Below are 19,417 nucleotides of genomic sequence, written 5' to 3' on the forward strand. Positions count from 1 at the left end.
CACGGGGATCGCCAGCCGATCCCCTATTCTTTACAGGATCCGGGCAGCGAATTATCCTTGGAAGAAAGTGGTGAATTCATTGAGGAAGCTGATGAAGACAGCGGCGATTGCCGCGCTGCTCCTGTCCTTTCTGCCGCAAGCACGGCTTCATGCCGCAGACGCCGTCAAGACGGAAATTGCGATGACCGTGAACAAGACCTCGGTTCAATCGGGCGATACATTTTTCGTCACCGTCTACGCCGGGCAGGCGGTCAATCTGTTTGGTTTGCAGTATACCGTTGAATATAACGCCGATCTGGCGAAGATGAGCATGGATGACATTCGCTATTACGGCGCTTTTACCTATATGCAAAACGATTACGCCGAGCCTTCCGGCCGCAAATCGTTCCCGCTGATTAACGAGGAGCCGGCTGATGGCCTGGTTGCCTATCAGCCGATTGCCGACATTCCGTTCAAGGCCCTCGGTGAAGGGGACGTCCTGCTCAAGCTGAGCGGAATTAAAGCGGTTAACCGGCATTCGCCGCCGCAGGAAATTCAGGGCCATACGACAACGCAGCCGGTAACTGTTTCAATCGAAGCAGCGGACAGTCCAGTGGACAGCATTCCCCCTTCGGCGCCGGAAATCAGGTTAGCCGCAAAAACGTCTTCAACCGTCCGGTTGGAATGGGAGCCAGCCGCCGATAACGTCGGCGTTGCCGGCTATCTGGTTTTCCGGGACGGCCTGCTCTACAGAACGCTTCCCGGGACCGCAGCCGCAGCGGAGATTACGGAATTGTCCCCATCGACAGCGTATTCGTTTACCATCAAGGCCAAGGATGCCGCAGGCAACGAGTCTGCCCCCAGCAATGAGCTTCGGGTGACTCTGGATCCGCCAAACGGCAGCGGCGGAGATGGCAATAGCGGTGAAGGCGGCGGAAACGGAACTGGTGAAGAAAATGGAAATGGTACTGAGACGGGACCTGGTACAGTCAACGGGGTAAAATCAAATGCCGCTGCCGCTGATCAACGATTCCAGATTGTCGATGAAACGGATCTGCAAAATTTCGTGGATGACAAGGTTACTCTGCGCCCGGGCAGCGGAATAATTGGATTGACGCTTCCTGCCGATACGGGACTGCTTCTTGGGCAGAACAGTCTGGGGATCCTGTTCGAAGGAATAACCCTCATCATCCCGTCTGAGGTGTTCACAGAATTAATCAAGGCCGCTCCAAAATCCTTCGTGACGCCGGCTGCACGCATCTCCCTTCAGGTGCAGGAGGCCGATCGCGAATTGCCGGTCATTACCGTATCCAGCCCGGGAGCCGGTTACCGCGCTGCCGGACATCTGTACCGGCTGGAGCTCGCCCTTCTGCCTGAAACCGGTGAACCATTCATGCTTGAGCAGTTTCCCAAGCCGGTTCAGGCCTCGTTCCATTATGAAGCCGGACGGATGGACAGGGAATACACCGGGGTTTACCGTTTGAACGAAGAGACGGGCAAATGGGAATATGCCGGAGGGCGGGTTAACGATGTCAATGATACTGTGACTGTGCAGCTGCAGCATTTCAGCGTTTACGGAGCGATGGAGTACCGGCCATCGTTCATAGATGTGCCGGCTGGAGCCTGGTTCGCCAAGCCTGTTGGCGTGCTCGCCTCCAAACAAATTGTACAGGGGGTGGACGGGGATCATTTTCAGCCCGGCCGTCAGGTCACCAGAGCCGAGTTCGTCAGGATGATCGCCGGAGCCGTTCCTTTGACTTCCCTGCACAGCCCGAACGCAGCGATGGAACTGCCTTTCACCGATATTCCCGCTTCCGCCTGGTATAGGGACGCGGCGGCGGCGGCCTATGCGGCGAGGATCATCACCGGCAGCGATAAGGGACGCTTTGAGCCGGACCGGGCGATCACCCGCGAAGAGATGACGGCGATTCTCGTACGGACATCGATTTTTACATCCGGGGCAGCCTGGCAGCCGGAGAGTACATGGACAGCGGCATTCAGGGACTTCGGTGCGGTCTCCGCCTGGGCCAAACCGTATATTGCCTTCGCAGCGGATCAAGGATTAATAAAAGGAGGGACAGACGGCGCATTTTCGCCAAAAGCACTGACAACCCGCGCCGAAGCAGCCGCAGCCGTTTACAACCTTGTGCAGCGGGAAGAAGATTAAGCTCGGTCTTTAGGAAGTGTCGGCAGCCGAAGCAAAGCAAAATCCAAACATTCACAACTGGAACTTGGATAATTATGGGTTGACATCTTGAAGCAATGATGTTAAATTCACTAATACCAGTTGGAATAGTTGGATTAAAATATCCACCGGAAAGCCGGAGATTGCCCCCCAGGGCGTCTCCGGTTTTTTTGACTTTATAGCATTTATAAGCTTCACAATATAAATGTCTATAAAGTTGAAGGGAAGAAACTAGCTATACCGCCAAAGGATGGCGAGAGCCGGTTCTTCCTGACTTTATAGCATTTATAAGCTTCACAATATAAATGTCTATAAAGTTGAAGGGAAGAAACTAGCTATGCCGCCAAAGGATGGCGAGGGCCGTTTCTTCCTGACTTTATAGCATTTATAAGCTTCACAATATAAATGTCTATAAAGTTGAAGGGAAGAAACTAGCCATGCCGCCAAAGGATGGCGAGAGCCGGTTCTTCCTGATTGAAATTTAGAACGCGGGAAAGGAGAGATCAAGGCAAAGGTCAGCCCACCGGGGCGCCCAGACCATGCAGGCAGGCTGCGCGGAATTTTAAATTTAAAAACGACAAGGCGGAGATGGATATGAAAAAGATCCTTACGGGCGTCCAGGTTCTTATAATCCTCATTCTGCTGGCGGCCTGCTCGTCAGGCAATCAGCCGGCAGGCGGGGGCAATATTGCGGATCCAGACAAGACGGACATAGATGAAACGGTCACTGCCGGATCAGGCGCGAAGGCAGAGCCGGCAGGAGATTTTAAGAAGCTGGGCGATGAGCCGCTTACGCTGAGCTTCGTCAGTCTGGGGGCGACATTCACGGACGTCGAATTCCAGATCATGATTGCCGATCCGATCAGGAAAAAATATCCGAATGTGACGATCGAGCGGATCAAGCCTGTGGAAGGAAGCGCCATAGAAGAGGTATTGTCCACGTACACGCCGGACATCCTCTTCAGCAGCGTATCGCAGCGGATTGTCCGGACCGGCGCATTCGAGGATTTGCGGGAGCTGATCAAACGGCATCATTTTGATGAAAGCCGGTTGAAGCCGGTCGCGTACAACTACATCAAGGAAGTGACCAGAGGCAAGGGCGAAGAAATATTCGCATTGCCCTTCAACGTCAACCAGCATGTGCTGTATTACAACAAAGACATTTTTGACCATTTTGGAGAGCCTTATCCGACGGAGAAGCAGTTGACCTGGGACGAGGCGCTGGAGATCGGAGCGCGTCTGACGAGGACTGATAACGGCAAGCATTATATCGGTCTGACGGGTGACAACCTGACGGGCCTCGCCAAATCGCTGGGTCTGCCGTATTTGGACCGGGAAACCGGCAATGCTGCGCTGGACACGCCGGAATGGCGCCGCATTTTCGAGCTGCAGAAGAAGATCTATGAAATACCGGGCTATATTGCGCAGGATAAAGTATGGGCCTGGACCCGCGATCATTTCATGAAGGACCAGACCATTGCGATGAGGGCGGCCTGGCTCGCCAATATGGTAGGTCCGCTGGAAGAACTGCGCCAGCAAGGGGTGGATTTCAACTGGGATATCGTACCGGTGCCGAACTTCGACGACCAGCTGGGCAAGACGCGTGAGGCGCAGATTCATTCCGTCTCCATCAACAGTCAGAGCAAGCACAAGGATGAGGCGTTCCAGGTGCTGGAGGAGCTGTTGTCTGACGAAGGACAGCGTATTATTGCCCGCAACGGCCGTGTACCGGCGATCGTAAATCCCGGGCTGGAGAAGGAATATGGGCTCGATATCCCCGTTCTAGAAGGCAAGTCGGTACAGAACGTGTTCATCGGGCAGCCGTTGCAGGAGCATTACGCGCACCCTTACGAGTCTGAAATCAGCGTCAGGCTGACGGAAGCGGCAGAGGATCTTGCAATCAACGGGCTGGACGTCAACTCGGCGATCCGCAAGGCGGAGGAAGCCATCAATAAGGATGTCGGGACGCTGCGGACAACATTGGGAGACTTGAAATAATAAATTGAAGGAAAGGCGGCGGGGTCCGATGAGTGAAGCGGGACGCAAGCTGAATTTGAATGCATTTTTGTATAATACCGGGCATCACGAGGCTTCGTGGCGGCTGCCGGAGGCGCAGCCGGAGAAGAATCTGGATATCAGGCATTTTCGTAAAATCGCCGAAACGGCCGAGCGGGGGCTGCTGGATTCGTTGTTTCTTGCGGACGGCTATGCGGGGCGAATGAACAAGCTGGAGCCGTTCACCATGCTCTCGGCGCTTGCGGCGGTCACCAAGCATATCGGGCTGATCGCCACAGTAGGCACCACATATAACGAACCGTTCCATGTGGCGAGGAAGTTTGCTTCTCTGGACCATATAAGCAAAGGGCGCGCGGGCTGGAATATCGTGACGGGGGCAGGTCCTGCGGCCCTTAACTTCAGCCGCGACGAGCATCCGGAGCATTCGGAACGCTACGCCAACGCCGAGGAATTCGTCGAGATTGTCAAGCAGCTATGGGACAGCTGGGAGGACGACGCATTCGTGAACGACAAGGCGGCGGGAATCCACATCGATCCGTCAAAAGTGCACGATATCAACTACACCGGGCAGCGCCATTCCGTAAAAGGCCCGCTCAACATTGCCCGTCCCCCGCAGGGTTATCCCGTGCTCGTGCAGGCCGGCTCCTCGGATACGGGGCGCGAGTTCGCGGCAAGGTATGCGGAGGTGATTTTCACCGCTCATCAGGCGCTCGGAGAAGCGCAATCCTTTTATTCGGATTTGAAGATGAGGCTGCTGAAGTACGGCCGGAACCCGGAACAGCTGAAAATACTGCCGGGCATCAGTCCGATTCTGGCCGATACCGAAGCGGAAGCCCGCGACATCGAGAATGAGCTGTTCGAGCTGATCGACAAGAAAAATGCGATCCAGCGGTTGTCCGAGCGGTTTGGCATCGACTTAACCCACCACCCGTTGGATCAGCCGCTGGATATTCACGAGGCCCGCACAACAGACGAGGTCAATGGCAACAAAAGCCGTCATCAGCTGGTGCTTGATCTTGTTTCCCGCGAGAACTTGACGCTGCGCCAGCTCATCAACCGGCTGGCCGGGGCGCGGGGCCACTTCACGTTCACCGGTACGCCGCTGCAGCTTGCCGATGTAATCGAGCATTGGTTCAAGAATGGCGCAGCCGACGGCTTCAACGTAATGCCGCAGGTGTACCCGAGCGGTCTGGAGCGTTTTGTCGACAAGGTCGTGCCGGAGCTGCAGAACCGGGGGTTGTTCCGCACCGCTTATGAAGGCGCGACGCTGCGGGAGAATCTCGGTCTTGCTTTTCCGGCGAACACCCGCCATCAATCGGGGAAAGGGGTGCAGGCAATATGAGCGGCAAGCCGCAGCGGAACGTGCATCTGAATGTTTTTTTGCGGGCGACCGGTCATCACGCGGGAGCCTGGCGCCATCCGGATTCACATCCGGAGCTGGAGCACGATATCGAGTATTTGGCCTATCTGACACGGATTGCCGAACGCGGCAAGCTGGATTCCGTCTTTCTGGCAGACGGCTATGCCGGCCGGGGGAGCAAGCTGGAGCCTTTTACGCAGCTGTCGGCGCTGGCAGCCCTTACCGATCATATCGGATTTATCGCGACAGTGGGGACCGTCTATAACGAACCGTTCCATGTGGCGCGCCAGTTTGCTTCGCTTGACCATATCAGCGGCGGCCGGGCCGGGTGGAACATCGTGACAGGGGCGGGCTCGGCCGCCCATAATTTCAGCCGGGATGAGCATCCCGAGCATGCGCAGCGATATGAATCGGGCGAGGAATTCGTGGAGGTCGTCAAGCAGCTGTGGGACAGCTGGGAGGACGACGCACTGGTCTTCGACAAGGCGCGCGGCGTCCAGATCGCGCCGGACCGCGTCCATGAAATCAATTTCAAGGGCCATACCTATTCCGTGAAGGGACCGATCAATATCCCGAGGCCCCCGCAAGGGTATCCGGTGCTGGTGCAGGCGGGTTCGTCCGAGGCGGGAAGGGAGCTTGCGGCGAAGACGGCTGAGGTCATCTTCACAGCCCAGCAGACTTTCGGAGCAGGTCAGGAATTTTATGCGGACGTCAAAGGCAGGCTGGCGAAGTATGGCCGTACGGCGGATCAGCTCGTCATTCTGCCGGGCTTCGCGCCAATCGTTGCCGATACGGAGGCGGAGGCGCGGGACATTGAGCAGGAGCTGCACAGCTACGTGGATACGAAGCGCGCGTTGAACGAATTGTCGGAACGGTTCGAGGTCAACCTCAACGATTACGATCTGGATGATCCTGTGCCGGTGGATAGGGCAAAGGCAGCGGAGGCGTTCAACGGAATCCGGAGCCGGCAGGAGGTGGTCATTGACGCGGCGCGGAGGGAAAATTTCACGATCCGGCAGCTGCTGCACCGCAGCAATGGCGGGCACGGGCACATCACGTTCACGGGCTCGGTGCTGCAGGCGGCCGATTTCATCGAGCAGTGGTTCCGGAACTATGCGGCGGACGGCTTCAATGTACTGCCGCAGCTGTTCCCGACCGGTCTTGAGACCCTCGTCGACAAGGTCGTGCCGGAGCTGCAGAACCGGGGCTTGTTCCGCACGGAATATGAGGGGACAACACTGCGGGAAAATCTTGGCCTGGCTCGTCCGGCCAACACGCGGCATCATTCGTCTGCGGCAGCGGATAGACCCGCCGGTTAATACTCCTTTGATGCTGCGTGTGAAGGTGGATTGCGTTTCACCTGATTGAGGAGCGATAGGCAGGCTCAGTATAAATGCGGCGGCAGTCCGGGACATTATTCTCATGTTTCTGACTGCCGCTGCGCATAGTTGGGGGAGCTTGCCGGCTATTTCTTTTTGGACGCGGTTTGAAATTACATATACTCCGAGTATAATACTAGACGATATACATCTCTCATCCTTCTATTGAAACGTAATGTCGGTCGGCCTCTTGAAGGAACCAGGGCAGCCCGGCAGCGGCAGGCAGGATCGGAAAGGAATGGGTTTAATGACGGACATACAGCCCTGGCTGAGGGGAATTGAGTGGATATTCTTCGATCTTGGAGAAACGCTGATCGACGAATCGAAAGCTATTAATGAAAGCATACGGCAGTTCATAACCGCAGCAGGCGAATTGGATTTCGATTTTTCTGCGGAACAGGTAAGGCTGGCGATCCGAGAGGCTTACCGGCAGTTCGCAGACTTTCCCATGCGCAGTGTAATGGAGCAGTGGGTGCCAATTGCCGAGCAGCGCACACAGATCCGCCAGGGCATGAAATACCGCAAGGATCTGGAACGCCCTTTTGCGGCAGCGATTCCGCTGCTGGAAGCGCTCTCCAGCCGCTATCGGCTCGGCATTATCGCCAATCAGGGCCCTGGTACGCAGGAGAGGATCGGAAAATACGGTTTCTCGCCGTACTTTGACGTATGCTGCGCATCGGCCGAGGCGGGACTGGTGAAGCCGGACGAACGTTTTTTTCTTCTTGCGCTGGAGCAGGCAGGCTGCCAGCCGGAGCATGCGGTCATGATCGGCGACCGCATCGACAACGATGTGATTCCGGCCAAACGGCTGGGTATGAAAGCGATCCTGGTTCGACAAGGCGACGCCTGCGAACAGCCTCTGCCTGAAGGCGCTGATAGGCCTGATGCGGTTGTGGACCGGATTGACGAGCTTCTGCCGCTGCTGCTCGGTAATTGAGATGCTTTTGGCCGTGGTCATGAGGCAGCTAAGCGGGCTATTGGCAGCCTAAGACGCATGCCTCTTTTTTTGTGGTGCGTCTTCATGGTGTCATGACGGCGGCCGGTCAGAATGATCGGCGCTTGGAGGCTTTAGGATCTTGACGGGTTGCGGAAATGATGATAGCATAAAACCGATTATACCTGTTGGAATAATTGCATAGTTGACCAGACTGCTGGAGACACAAGAGACGCTTGTGCTCTTTTTTTTGCGTTGGCGTTATTCATTTTGTAGGGGAGGAATTATTTTGAACGACATTATTAAGCAGCTGCAGGCACATCGTTCCATCCGCAAGTTCAAGCCGGATCCGGTGACAGAGGAACAGCTGGCCCTGATTCTCGCTTCCGCCCAGGCGGTATCCACCTCATCCAATATTCAGGCTTACAGCGTTGTCGGCGTGCGCCGGGAGGAGACAAAGCAGCAGTTCGCCGAGCTGGCCGGAGGCCAAAAGCATATCGAGGAGGCGCCGTTGTTCCTTGTCTGGTGTGCGGACTTGAACCGGATTCAGACGGCTGTCCGTCTGCACGAAGGCACGGAGGACTTTGTACCCGAGCAGAATGTGGAGACGTTCCTGCTGGCGACAATCGATGCTACGCTTGCTGCGCAGAACGCAACCGTGGCGGCAGAGTCGCTGGGACTTGGCATGGTGTACATCGGCGGTATCCGCAACAATCCGAAACGCGCGGCAGAGCTGCTGAAGCTCCCGAAGCTGGTCTATCCGGTATTCGGCATGTGTGTGGGCGTGCCCGATCAGGAGCCCGATACCCGGCCGAGGCTGCCGAAAGCCGCCATTTACCATGAGGAAGTATATGATGATGCGGCGTTCGCGGACAGCATTCGAATCTACGATGAGACAACCGAGAAGTATTATGCCTCCCGTGCCGGGGGGAGCAAGGATACGTACTGGTCCAAGGAGATGTCGTCGCGTTTCCGCAAAGAACGGCTGCGGCAGCATCTGCACGGCTTTATTGAAGGCCAGGGGTTCCGCTTCAAATAAGCGAGGCTCGGCGTTTATCTGTATGGGAGCTATTTACCGCCCATCTGGAAAAATTGGCGTCGAACCTGCTGATCAGCATTTCGATTGTCTTTTCTATGTGATCGCATAATGTTATTGCACTATGTCAGTCCAATCTCGCTTAGAGGCCTAATGTTTACCTCATCTCGTTGATGCGTTCGAACAGCCGTTTTGAAAAAAGCAGCAACACAGCATAATGCTCCATAAACAACAAGCAGCGCCCTTCGTAACGGGGCGCTGCCTGCGTTGTCATAAATAGTTGTGCATGGAGGGCTCATATCTCCTGCTCCGGATTGCGTTCTAAGATCCGCAGCATAGTGGAACAGCATATCTTGTTCGGCGGCATGGACAACAAACAACAGGCAGCGCCCTTTCTAAACGGGCGCTGCCTGCATTGTAAGAAAATCTCTGTTCATCGAAGTGTCATATCGCCTTCCCGGAATCTAGCTCCAGGATGCCCGACATGATGGAATGGCATGTCTTATCCAGACCGGCAATAAAACGGTGTGCCGGGCCGTGGCTGTGCGAAGCGAGCGGACCGGCACAAAACAGGCCGGGAAGGCTGCTCTCGAAATGGCGGTCGAGCCGCGGGAAGAGACCATAACCCGACTTCTCGACCGCCATGTCCTGCAGCAGATCCTCATGCAGAAAAGGGAGTTTTCGGATGTCGATGCGATAGCCGGTCGCGGCGATCAGATGATCCACAATCCGTTCCTCGCCGCTTGAAAGTCGGAGCAGGAGCCGCCGGTCGCGAGTCTGTCCCGCTGAGGAGATCATCACGCCGGCGCTTTCCTTTATTTTGCCGTCGACGTAAGGGCGCAGGAAGGAGGCGATGCTGCCGGAGGGCTTCTTCCAGCGTTCCTTTTTCTCTTCGAGCGGCAGGTCGTAGAACGATTCGGCAAGCGCGATCAGATTCGCGCCGGAGCCGTGATTGTCCGCAGGACTGTAATGCGGCTCATCCCGGCGGTAGATCAACTCCACATGACTTCCGGCAAGGTGGAGCAGAGCGGCTGCCTCCCAGCTGCTCTGGCCGCTGCCGAGCACAGCCACCCTCTTGCCGCGGAAGATACTGTAGTCCGAATAGCCGATCGGATGAGAGACCAGGGAGGCCGGCAGACCGGCAAGCTCATCCGGGATATGCTCAAAATGCTGCAGGCCCGTTGCGATGATAACGCGGCGCGCATAGCTGGCGGAGCCGTGGCCTGTCAGAAGCTTATATCCGCCCGTACTGCGCCGCAGCTGCGCAATAAGCTGGTGCCCGAATATGATATGCGTCTTCTCTGCAAACCACATCGCGTATTGGACGAAAACAGGGCGGGGGAGCGGCTGTCCAAGCTCCGTGCCCGTCTCCTCCGCAAAATGCTCCAGCGTAAAGCGGCCCTCTGCATCCGACAAATTCACACACGCGGGATTGGTGCGGATGAACATATTCTGTGGCATCCGCTCCCGCCAGAAGTGCATCGGAGGGCCGAACAGCCGATAGTCCAGTCCGCGTGCTGCGGCATGGGCGGCGAGAGAGATGCCGTAAGGACCGGCGCCGATAATGGCAAGATCAATCATCGGCCGGTCACGGCGCAGCGGTCAGGCTGGCGCTGCCGTCATGCTCTCCCAGCCGCCGGGCGTACTTGCGGCGGAAAGCCGGAATCAGCTTTGTCCCGGATATCGTGGCTTCCTCCAGATTCGGATAACCGGAGAGAATGAACGAGGTGATGCCGATATCGACGTATTCCAGCAGCCTGTCGGCGACCTGATCGGGCGTGCCGACGAATGCCATGGCACCGCCCCCGCGGATGGCGGACAGGCCCGCCCAGAAATTCGGCCCGATGACGTAATCATTCGCCTTGGCTAGAGCGCGCACCTGGTTCTGGCGTTGCTGGCCTTCCGACTGCGAGCCGGCGAACTGGATTTCCGTCGCATCCAAGTCGCTCTGGTCGACTTTGCTGATGATGAGGCGGGCAGCCGCCCAGGCCTCCTCTTCCGTGTCGCGGATGACGACCTGCGCCCGCAGCCCGTAGCGGATGCTGCGGTTGACCCCCTCGCGTGCCAGCAGCTGCCTGCGGTGATGCTCGACCTCTGCGATCTGTTCCTTGATCCATTCGATCGGCTCCGCCCACATCAGATAGACGTCGGCGATTTCGGCTGCCGTTTTCTTCGCTCCCGGCGAGCTGCCGCCGAAGTAGAAGGGCGGATGGGGGCGCTGAACTGGCGGCGGATAGCTCTTGCCGCCTTCGATCGTGAAGTATTTGCCCTCAAAGTCGAACGTTTGCGCGGCGCCCTCCGGATTGCCCGCAGCAAGATTGCCGCCGGCAAGGAATTGCCGGCCTTCTGCGCCGTGCGAGCGGACCCACAGCTCGCGCACGATTTTGATGTATTCCAGCGTCCGCTCATAACGGGCATCCTTGTCGTAGGCGAGAGGATCGCCCATCGCCTTCATATCCTCCGGCGAGCTGCCGGTCACGATGTTGATGAGGGCGCGCCCGCCCGTTACCTCGTCGAGCGTAGCGCCGATCCGCGCAGCTAACGCGGGTGCAATAAGTCCTGGCCGCATCGCAACGAGCGGCTTGAAAATGCGCGTATGGGCAGCGAGCGTCGCCCCCATAATCCAGGCGTCGCTGCAGGTGCCGCCCGTCGGGATAAGGGCGAATGTATAGCCGGCGTCTTCTACCGCCTTCGCGACACGGATCATATAGGGCGTATCGACCACACGCTCCGATTTGACCCCGATATAAGGGCCGTCGCCCCTGGTCGGCATATACCAGCCGAATTCGACTTCCGTTCCATTGATGGCTTCCATTTGGTGAACCCCTCCGTTTCGTAGAATGGCGGCGTTTATTCCGCGACTTTGCTCAGCGCCCAGATCTGCTTATGCGCGTTGGCCGGACGGGCAAGGCCAAGATTTTCACGCAGCGTCGCGCCTTCATATTCCGTGCGGAACAGTCCTCTGTTCTGCAGCTCCGGTACGACCTTGTCGACGAAGGTGTCGAGGCCGGACGGGAAGAGGGGAGGCAGGATGTTGAAGCCGTCGGCTCCGCCTTCCGCCAGCCACTTCTCGATAAAATCGGCTGCCTGGATAACCGAACCGGTGAATGAAACATGTCCGTGTCCGGCATAGCTCCGGCTTAGAAACTGACGGATTGTCATGTTGTCGCGGCGCGCAGCGTCGACGACCACCTCATGGCGGCTGGTTATGCCGCTGCTCGAGAAATCGTAAGGCTTCGATTTGTCGACCGGAACTAGTGCGTCTAGCGGATATTCGGACAGATCGACTGTAAAATAATTCGATAACCGCTTCAAAGCCTTGCCGGAATCGACCAAGTCGAACAGCTCCGCTTCAAGATCCTTCGCCTCGGCCTCCGTGTCGGCGATGATCGGACTAAGACCCGGCATGATAAGCAGCTGGTCGGGCGTCCTTCCGTAACGGACCAGGCGGGACTTCACATCGGTGTAAAATTCCTGCGCCGCCCCGAGCGTCTGCTGCGCGGTGAAAATAACCTCCGCCGTACGGGCGGCAAGCTCCTTGCCATTCTCGGACGATCCGGCCTGCACGAGCACGGGATAGCCCTGCGGCGGACGCGGAATGTTGAGCGGCCCCTTGACGTTGAAATATTTGCCTTTGAAATCGATGTCGTATACTTTATCCCGGTCCAGCGTTACATCGGTATCCCTGTCATAGACGAGCGCATCTTCTTCCCAGCTGTCCCACAATTGCTTGGTCACTTCGACGAACTCGGTGCCGATATCGTAGCGCGTCGCCGGCTCGGGATGCCCGGGCTTGCCGAAATTGTCGGCATCCGCCTGCGAATGTCCAGTCACGATATTCCATGCCGAGCGGCCTTTGCTGATATGGTCAAGCGAAGCGAATTTACGGGCGACATGAAACGGATCATTGTACGTCGTGCTTACGGTCGCGATAAATCCGACATGCTTGGTCAGCGCCGCGAGTGCGGACAGCAGAGTGAACGGCTCCAGTCTTCTGCCCAGGCCGGAGTAGTTGTCGGCGGTGAATAATGAATCAAACAAGCCGCGCTCGGCGATTTTGGCCAGGCCCGCGTAATAGTCCAGATCCAAATCGGCCTTCGGATCGCTGAGCGGATGCTTCCATGCCCCCGCATGATGGCCGGCCCCACGGATAAATACATTAAAATGCGCCTTCTTCTTCGATTGTCCCATGCCTCTCACCTCTGTCGTTGATGGCCCCTTGTGCATGAAGCCGGACTTGGAAGAAACAGCTGCGTTTGGCGGCAGCCCCGGTTTCTTCCCTCAACCCTTATAGAAATGTGTAAAAGTGAAGCTTTTACCTTCTATAAGGCGCAAAAAACCGGACCCGCGGCTAAAAAGCCAAGGATCCGGTTGACCGGTCTCTAATCATAAGGTAATCCCATCGATTTACTAGAATATTATATGATCTTGTAAGACTCGTCAATGCATACTGGAAAAAATGGGCGGGATTCGGTGTTGACAAAAGCTAAAGGCCGTTGATATAGTAAAAACCAAGTTGATTCAAATCAAACCAAGTTCATCGGATTTATCGGCTATTACACGTACAATCAAATGATCGACCGTTCAAACGGAGGTGTCTGATCAGGTTTCTTTCTGGAAACCTGAATGGATAACCTCTTTTTTTCGTGGAAAAAAAAGCGGGCGAAAAGGACAGGGGGATTCGAAGTGGCGGGCTTGCAAATCAATCATCTCTATAAGCGCTACGGAAAAGACAAACACCCGGTCGTGAAGGATTTTCACATGACAATCCGGGACAAGGAATTCATTGTGTTTGTCGGTCCGTCCGGCTGCGGCAAGTCAACGACACTGCGTATGATTGCCGGCCTGGAGGACATATCGGAAGGGGAGATCTTCATCGACGATCAGCTGGTCAACCATCTGCCGCCGAAGGATCGCGACATCTCGATGGTGTTTCAGAATTATGCGCTGTACCCGAATTTAAGCGTCTATGAGAATATCGCGTTCGGTCTGCGGATGCGCAAGCTGCCGAAGCATGAGATCGATATCGCCGTGAAGAAGGCTTCCCGCATTCTGGAAATCGATCCGTATCTGAACCGCAAGCCCAGGCATCTGTCCGGCGGACAGCGGCAGCGCGTTGCTCTGGGCCGGGCGATTGTCCGCAATCCGAAGCTGTTTCTGATGGATGAGCCGCTGTCGAACCTGGACGCCAAGCTCCGCGTATCGATGAGGATGGAAATTATCAAGCTGCACCAGAATTTGGGGACCACGTTCATCTATGTCACCCATGATCAGGCAGAAGCAATGACGATGGCTGACCGCATTGTCGTCATGCGTGACGGGATCATCCAGCAGATCGACACGCCGGAGCGGATCTATTCGATGCCGGCCAATACATTCGTCGCGAGCTTTATCGGCTCGCCGCAGATCAATTTTATCCGGGGCAAAATCGAGGAGAATGCGCTTGGCGTGCTGGAGTTCCATACCTCGCGCTTCAAGCTTCCGGTCCACGGCTCCAATGCGGCGGCGCTGAGGAAGCACAGCCAGGTTAACAAGCAGGTCGTTCTTGGCATCCGGCCGGAGAATATCAGCCTCGAAGCGCTCTTCTCGGAGGCGGTTATATCCGGTTCCTATCAATTCACGGAGCTGATGGGCGCCGACAGATATCTTTATCTGGATATCGGCCAGGAGAATTTGCTGATCGCCCGCGTCAGCCCATCCGTCCATTTCGAAAAGAATGAGGCGGTAAGACTGGGCATTGATACATTGAAGGTGCTGTTCTTTCATCGGGAAACCGGCGAGCGGTTCTCGTAATAAGCTTGACGCTGGAAGGAGAGAGTGGTTTGAACACTCGGTTATGGCAGAAGATATGCAGCGCCACTCTGGCGGTTGTCTTATTGTTCTCCGTGCAGTCTTCGCTGACTGCGCAAACCGCAAGCGGACCGGATAAGGAAACGGTGAGCGGTGCCGATCAGGCCCCGCCAGCAAGCCCGTCAGTTCCAGCCGGTCCTGATGATGAGCTCACATACGCCCAGGCGTTATCCGCATGGAATGAGAAAGGAATTGGCAGCGCGGGGTCCGTGGTTGCGGTGAATGCCGGGGTTCCCCAGGCGGTTTCCAATACGGAACGTTTAACGGCCGGCGAATATGAAGGCAAATCAGGCGTGCTGCGCTGGGAATCGCCGGACAAGGAATGGGCCGAGTATTCAATTGAAGCTCCGGAGGACGGCTTGTACGAAATCCGCGTCTCGTATCATCCGATTGCCGGGGACAGCGGTACAAGTCCGATTCTTTGGGAGGTGGAGATCGACGGCAAGCGTCCGTTCGCGGAGGCGTCCTCGGTCGCTCTTTACCGCACCTGGCAGGATTCCAGGCCGATCCTGACGAACAGCGACGGCGACCAGATCAGGCCGAGGTCGACGGATATTTCCGCTTGGAGCGTGCGGCCGCTGGTCGATTCAGCGGGGGCTTACGCAGGCCCGCTGCAGTGGCATTTTACCAAGGGAAGCCATACGATCCGCTTCTCGGGGTATGAGCCTGCTGCCCTGGAGCGGATTGAACTGGCACCAAGCGAATCTATAGGAACCTATGCGGAGGTATCTGCCGCCTACCCCGAAACCACCGGTAACGAAGTGGAAGCCATTACGCTGCAGGCTGAAGATTTCGCCTATAAGAATGATACGTCGATCAAGCTGTTCTCCGACCGCAATCCGCGCAGCGTGCCGAGGGCCAAAGGCAGAATTACATACAACACGGTCGGCGGCGCGCGCTGGGTTGAGCAGAACCAGGAGATTACATGGTCGTTTGAAGTAAACGAAAGCGGAAGGTACAAATTCGGTTTCCGGGCCTTGCAAAATGTCGTCTCGCAGAAGACGTCGTTCCGCACCGTTCGGATCGATGGCAAGGTTCCGTTCCGCGAGTTTCAGTCCTATGCGTTCCCCTATTCCGCCAGCTGGCAGGGAAGGGTGCTTGAGAATGCGGACGGCGAGCCTTACTCCGTTTACCTGGAGAAAGGCAGGCATACGCTATCGCTTGCCGTCACTCACGCTCCAGTCGAGCCGGTTATAGCCGAGATCGATTCGCTGTCGCAGGCGCTCGATTCGATAGATTGGGACTTGCGGGCACTGACAGGCGCAGTCGTCGACCGCAACCGGACCTGGGTGATGGAACGGGATTATCCGAAGCTTCCCGGCAGCCTGCTGGGGCTCGCGGAGCGGATGGAGCTGCTGTCGCAGAGCAGCGTCCGGATCAACGGGAATAAGGACTCTATCAGCCAGGGCCTCGAAACGGCAGCCAAGGATATCCGGTCGATCCTGAAGAAGCCGGAGGAAATCCCGTATAACGTGGACGAAATTTCCTCGATCCGGGAGAAGCTCAATCTGTTTATCGAATCGCTGCTGAAGCAGCCGCTTCAACTGGACGAAGTCTATATTTCGCCGGTCCAGGCGAAGTTCCCGGGGATGGAAGCGACGCTGTGGAACCGGGTATGGGGCGGAGTCCAGAACTTCGGCTATTCGTTCAACAGCAGGGACAGCATTACGAAGCTTGACAATCATAAGCTGAATATCTGGGTGCAGCGCGGGCGCGATTATGTGGACCAGCTTCAGCAGCTGGCGGATGAATCGTTCACCCCCGAAACCGGCATCGAAGTGAAGGTGAATCTGCTGGCGAATCCCGAGCTGCTGCTGATGTCCAATGCGGCGGATGTGCAGCCGGACATCGCCCTTGGCTTGACGCAGGATCTGCCGGTTGATCTGGCCATACGCGGGAGCTTGCAGGATCTGTCCGGATTTGACGGCTTCGACAAGCTGTACGATCAGTTCAGCCCGGGCTCCTGGCTGCCGCTGTATTATGACGGGGGGTATTACGGGACGCCGGAAACGCAGTCGTTCCAGGTACTGTTCTACCGCGAGGATATCCTGAACAGACTCGGGATCAAGGTGCCGGAAACATGGGATGAGGTGTACGACATCCTCCCGACGCTGCAGCAGAATTATATGAATTTTTATATCAATCCTTTGCAGTTCTCCCAGTACTTCTACCAGAACGGCGTTGAATTCTATGAACCGGACGGATTGAAGACCGCTCTGGACAATCCGGACGCGTTCCAATCGTTCAAGCAGTGGACCGATCTGTTCAACACCTACGCCATCGAGAAGGAGGTGCCGAGCTTCTATCAGCATTTCCGCGACGGTACGATGCCGATCGGCATCTCGGATTACAATATGTACGTCCAGCTGTCGGCAGCTGCGCCGGAGCTGAACGACCGCTGGAAGATCGCGGGCATTCCCGGCGTCAGGCAGGCGGATGGTACGATCTCCCGGTGGGCCGGGGGCGGGCAGCGCACCGGCGTTATTTTCAAGCGGTCGGAGAAGAAAGAGGATGCCTGGAAGTTCCTGCAGTGGTGGCTGTCCGCTGATGTCCAGCAGCAGTACGGCGCCGATCTTGAGGCGATCAACGGCGTCGCATTCCGGTGGAATACCTCCAATGTGCAGGCCTTTACCCGTCTGCCCTGGAAAAGGGAGGATGCGGAGGTGATTCTGGATCAATGGCGGTGGTACAAGGATATTCCGAATGTACCCGGCGGCTATTATCTGGAACGGGAAACGAACAACGCCTGGAACAGGACGGTAATCGGCAAGATGAACTACAGGGCATCGCTGGAGCAGGCGGTCCGCGACATTAACCGGGAGCTCCGCAGAAAACAACAGGAATTCGGGTTTATAGACGCAGACGGCAACAGGCTGAAGGAGCTCCGTGTACCGGTTGTCGACAAGCCGTGGGAAGGAATCGACCGATATGTGGAGTAGAGTATGGCAGAGCCGTAAATCTTATTTATTCATCGCACCGTTTATGCTTTGCTTCATTATCTTCATCGTCATACCGGTCTTGATCGCGATCGGTCTGAGCTTCACCTATTATAATGCGGTCGAACCGCCCCGCTTCATCGGGTGGAGCAATTTTCAATATTTGATCTCGCAGGATTTGCTGTTCCTGAAATATGCCCTCCCGAATACGTTCAAGTTCGCAATCATCGTCGGGCCCGGCGGTTACGCGCTGGCCTTCATCCTGGCCTGGCTCATATCGCTGCTGGGCAAGAAGCTCCGCAAATGGATCGCTTTGGCCGTCTATACGCCTTCCCTGACGGTTGGTATCGCGATGACGATCATTTGGCTGCCGCTCCTATCGGGGGACCGGATCGGTTACCTGAACAGCTTTCTGCTTAATCAGGGATTGATCGACGTGCCGAAGCTGTGGGTCACGGATCCGAAGCTGCTGATGGATTCCATGATTGCGGTCTCGTTATGGTCGAGCATGGGAGTGGGATTTCTGGCTATGCTGGCGGGTATTCTCAATGTCGACCCGATTTTGTACGAGGCAGGGAGAATTGACGGAATCCGGAGCCGGCTGCAGGAGGTCTGGTACATCACGATTCCGTCCATGAAGCCGCAGATGCTGTTCGGCGCCGTTATGGCGATTGTAACGACTTTCAAGACGGGCTCGATCGGGGTGGAGCTGTCGGGCCAGAATCCGACGCCGGAGTACTCCGGTCATCTGATCGTCAACCATATCCAGGACTTCGGGTTTATCCGCTTCGAGATGGGCTACGCGGCGGCGATCTCGGTCTTTCTCCTGCTGCTGATGTACGCTTCCAACAAGCTCAGCTGGAGTTTGTTCGGAAGCAAGGGGGAGTAGGCATGCTGAAAACAATCTCTATATCAAGGATTCTGTATATCGCCCTTATGCTCGCGTTCGCGGTATTTATGCTGCTGCCGATCATTTATATTTTCAATCATGCGTTTAAGCCTTATCACGAATTGTTCGTATATCCGCCGACGTTTCTTGTCAAGGAGCCCACGACACAGAACTTTATTGAGCTGCTGTGGGTCACGTCCAATTCCATCATTCCGCTGTCCCGATATTTGTTCAACAGCCTGTTCATTTCCGTTGTGACTGTCGTTACGGTCACGATCGTCAGCTCCCTGTGCGCCTTTGCACTTGCCAAGCATGAGTTTCCGGGCAAGGGATTCGTATTCTCTTCCATTATCCTGATGCTTATGTTTGCGCCGGAGGTTGTACAGATTCCGCGTTATCTTGTCGTCAGTGAACTAGGCCTCATGAATACGTATTTAGGCCATATTCTCCCGATGGTGGCGCTTCCGGTCGGCGTGTTCCTGCTTAAACAGTTTATGGACCAGATTCCGTCTGCGCTGCTGGAGGCTGCACGTATCGACGGCTCGACGGAGCTCGGCCTATTTCTGAAAATCGTCATTCCTGTCTGTATGCCGGCCGTCGCCACGGTTGCGATTCTGTCATTCCAGAATTCATGGAGCAATCTGGAAACGTCGACGTTCTTCATGCAGGATGATGATATGAAGACATTCCCGTTTTTTCTGACCACACTGACGAATAATCTGGCCAACAACGTGGCCAGGCAGGGGGCGGCCGCAGTCGCGGCGTTGATCATTCTTGTTCCGAACCTGTTGTTTTTCATTATTTTGCAGCGGAAGGTTATCGATACGATGGCGCATTCGGGAATTAAATGAAA

13 protein-coding genes are annotated in these 19,417 nt (G+C 56.1%); 10 read left to right on the top strand and 3 right to left on the bottom strand.

The genetic code is table 11. From position 1 onward, the window contains the following. Positions 1–70 precede the first annotated feature (70 nt). The 6 genes from AC0YOA_RS08360 to nfsA all read left to right on the top strand — a co-directional run bounded on the left by AC0YOA_RS08360 (position 71) and on the right by nfsA (position 8,892). Positions 71–2,146 carry an S-layer homology domain-containing protein gene (locus tag AC0YOA_RS08360; RefSeq protein WP_475786214.1) on the top strand — a complete coding sequence of 692 codons (2,076 nt, stop codon included), beginning with the start codon at positions 71–73 and terminating at the stop codon, positions 2,144–2,146. A gap of 612 nt (positions 2,147–2,758) precedes the next feature. Further along, positions 2,759–4,162 carry an ABC transporter substrate-binding protein gene (locus tag AC0YOA_RS08365; RefSeq protein WP_475786215.1) on the top strand — a complete coding sequence of 468 codons (1,404 nt, stop codon included), beginning with the start codon at positions 2,759–2,761 and terminating at the stop codon, positions 4,160–4,162. Positions 4,163–4,190: 28 nt separating this feature from the next. After that, complete coding sequence (locus AC0YOA_RS08370) at positions 4,191–5,522, top strand: LLM class flavin-dependent oxidoreductase (protein ID WP_475786216.1); 1,332 nt, start codon at positions 4,191–4,193, stop codon at positions 5,520–5,522. Next, on the top strand, positions 5,519–6,859 hold the full coding sequence (locus tag AC0YOA_RS08375) for an LLM class flavin-dependent oxidoreductase (protein WP_475786217.1): 1,341 nt from the start codon (positions 5,519–5,521) through the stop codon (positions 6,857–6,859). The genes AC0YOA_RS08370 and AC0YOA_RS08375 overlap by 4 nt, the downstream gene beginning before the upstream one ends. Positions 6,860–7,166: 307 nt before the next feature. Then, complete coding sequence (locus tag AC0YOA_RS08380) at positions 7,167–7,856, top strand: HAD family hydrolase (protein WP_475786218.1); 690 nt, start codon at positions 7,167–7,169, stop codon at positions 7,854–7,856. A gap of 286 nt (positions 7,857–8,142) precedes the next feature. Beyond that, positions 8,143–8,892, top strand: coding sequence for an oxygen-insensitive NADPH nitroreductase (gene nfsA / locus AC0YOA_RS08385; RefSeq protein ID WP_475786219.1), 750 nt, complete (start codon positions 8,143–8,145; stop codon positions 8,890–8,892). Positions 8,893–9,333: 441 nt separating this feature from the next. Here nfsA and AC0YOA_RS08390 read toward each other — a convergent pair whose 3' ends face one another. Genes AC0YOA_RS08390 through AC0YOA_RS08400 form a run of 3 tightly spaced genes read right to left on the bottom strand, consistent with a single transcriptional unit; the run spans position 9,334 to position 13,080 of the window. Next, complete coding sequence (locus AC0YOA_RS08390) at positions 9,334–10,470, bottom strand: NAD(P)-binding domain-containing protein (protein ID WP_475786220.1); 1,137 nt, start codon at positions 10,468–10,470, stop codon at positions 9,334–9,336. Between the two features lie 7 nt (positions 10,471–10,477). Next, positions 10,478–11,704, bottom strand: coding sequence for an LLM class flavin-dependent oxidoreductase (locus tag AC0YOA_RS08395; protein WP_475786221.1), 1,227 nt, complete (start codon positions 11,702–11,704; stop codon positions 10,478–10,480). Positions 11,705–11,739: 35 nt separating this feature from the next. After that, on the bottom strand, positions 11,740–13,080 hold the full coding sequence (locus AC0YOA_RS08400; RefSeq protein ID WP_475768288.1) for an LLM class flavin-dependent oxidoreductase: 1,341 nt from the start codon (positions 13,078–13,080) through the stop codon (positions 11,740–11,742). 495 nt (positions 13,081–13,575) lie between these two features. Between AC0YOA_RS08400 and AC0YOA_RS08405 the strand changes: the two genes are divergently transcribed. Genes AC0YOA_RS08405 through AC0YOA_RS08420 form a run of 4 tightly spaced genes read left to right on the top strand, consistent with a single transcriptional unit; the run spans position 13,576 to position 19,415 of the window. Next, complete coding sequence (locus tag AC0YOA_RS08405; protein WP_475786222.1) at positions 13,576–14,682, top strand: ABC transporter ATP-binding protein; 1,107 nt, start codon at positions 13,576–13,578, stop codon at positions 14,680–14,682. Positions 14,683–14,711: 29 nt separating this feature from the next. Further along, positions 14,712–17,678, top strand: a complete 2,967-nt coding sequence (locus AC0YOA_RS08410) for an extracellular solute-binding protein (RefSeq protein WP_475786223.1) — start codon at positions 14,712–14,714, stop codon at positions 17,676–17,678. Then, the gene (locus AC0YOA_RS08415) at positions 17,668–18,564 is read left to right on the top strand and encodes a carbohydrate ABC transporter permease (protein ID WP_475768285.1); all 897 of its coding nucleotides are present in this window, start codon (positions 17,668–17,670) and stop codon (positions 18,562–18,564) included. The genes AC0YOA_RS08410 and AC0YOA_RS08415 overlap by 11 nt, the downstream gene beginning before the upstream one ends. 2 nt (positions 18,565–18,566) lie before the next feature. Further along, positions 18,567–19,415 carry a carbohydrate ABC transporter permease gene (locus AC0YOA_RS08420; RefSeq protein WP_475786224.1) on the top strand — a complete coding sequence of 283 codons (849 nt, stop codon included), beginning with the start codon at positions 18,567–18,569 and terminating at the stop codon, positions 19,413–19,415. Positions 19,416–19,417 lie beyond the last annotated feature (2 nt).

The sequence above is a fragment of the Paenibacillus sp. JT22N12 genome (assembly GCF_056269365.1).

Excerpts from the sequence above, each read along its gene's own strand:
- AC0YOA_RS08365 (WP_475786215.1), top strand. The coding sequence starts at position 2,759 with ATGAAAAAGATCCTTACGGGCGTCCAGGTTCTTATAATCCTCATTCTG.
- AC0YOA_RS08370 (WP_475786216.1), top strand. The coding sequence starts at position 4,191 with ATGAGTGAAGCGGGACGCAAGCTGAATTTGAATGCATTTTTGTATAAT.
- AC0YOA_RS08375 (WP_475786217.1), top strand. The coding sequence starts at position 5,519 with ATGAGCGGCAAGCCGCAGCGGAACGTGCATCTGAATGTTTTTTTGCGG.
- AC0YOA_RS08380 (WP_475786218.1), top strand. The coding sequence starts at position 7,167 with ATGACGGACATACAGCCCTGGCTGAGGGGAATTGAGTGGATATTCTTC.
- AC0YOA_RS08390 (WP_475786220.1), bottom strand. The coding sequence starts at position 10,470 with ATGATTGATCTTGCCATTATCGGCGCCGGTCCTTACGGCATCTCTCTC.
- AC0YOA_RS08395 (WP_475786221.1), bottom strand. The coding sequence starts at position 11,704 with ATGGAAGCCATCAATGGAACGGAAGTCGAATTCGGCTGGTATATGCCG.
- AC0YOA_RS08400 (WP_475768288.1), bottom strand. The coding sequence starts at position 13,080 with ATGGGACAATCGAAGAAGAAGGCGCATTTTAATGTATTTATCCGTGGG.
- AC0YOA_RS08415 (WP_475768285.1), top strand. The coding sequence starts at position 17,668 with ATGTGGAGTAGAGTATGGCAGAGCCGTAAATCTTATTTATTCATCGCA.
- AC0YOA_RS08420 (WP_475786224.1), top strand. The coding sequence starts at position 18,567 with ATGCTGAAAACAATCTCTATATCAAGGATTCTGTATATCGCCCTTATG.